This is a genomic window from Vibrio sp. Y176 (assembly GCF_033438945.1).
The window spans coordinates 1-677 of sequence record NZ_JAWOQS010000583.1; the positions used below are offsets into that span (position 1 = coordinate 1).

At 46.1% G+C, this 677-nt stretch carries 1 protein-coding gene; it reads right to left on the reverse strand.

Annotated features, from left to right (window positions below; genetic code table 11):
• Positions 1–89: 89 nt before the first annotated feature.
• Positions 90–677 (reverse strand): SPASM domain-containing protein (locus R7O13_RS27430; RefSeq protein WP_318305269.1); only part of this gene is annotated, 588 nt, incomplete at its 5' end.

A 677-nucleotide genomic window follows, 5' to 3' on the forward strand; every position in this document is an offset into this window, starting at 1 on the left:
ATCTTCACTTTGTTCGATCGACGTTTGCGCGATGCCAAACACGGTGTCTTTAACAGGGGGGCTTCTGTAGACAATGACATACCAATTCCTCAAAATTTTGTTTCGAATACTGGGCGTTGTTCACTCTCTTGGCGCACGACTGAATCGCTGTATTTGCCATGAGCCACCACGTTACCCGTTGCGCGTAAAATGTATGCCATCGCTTTGTCAGCATGTGCAAAGAATTTCTTCCATCCTGCACATAAATAGTTAAGTCCCGGCTCACCATCACGAGTACGAATGAAACGGTTTTTCGGGCATTCACCGTAGCATGCAAACTGATACTCACAGTCTCGACATTGCTGCGTTAACAAGCGAGATTTTGCAAAACCGAACTTCTGTTGCTCTTTGCTGTAGGCCAGTTCATCCAGCTTGTCATGATGAATATTGCCAATTTTATACTCCGGATAAACGTAATGATCGCACGCAAATACATCGCCATTTGGCTCCATCGCTAACCCCTTACCGCACACCTCACCCAGCGTACAAAGTGGATTAGCGCGCCCCATCCAAGCCTCTACACTGGCTTCAAAATATTGCACAAACACTTTGCCGATATCGTTCTTAATCCATTCATCAAAAACCGCAATCAGGAAGTTACCCCAAGCTTCATCAGCAACACACCAAGGTTCCATGAC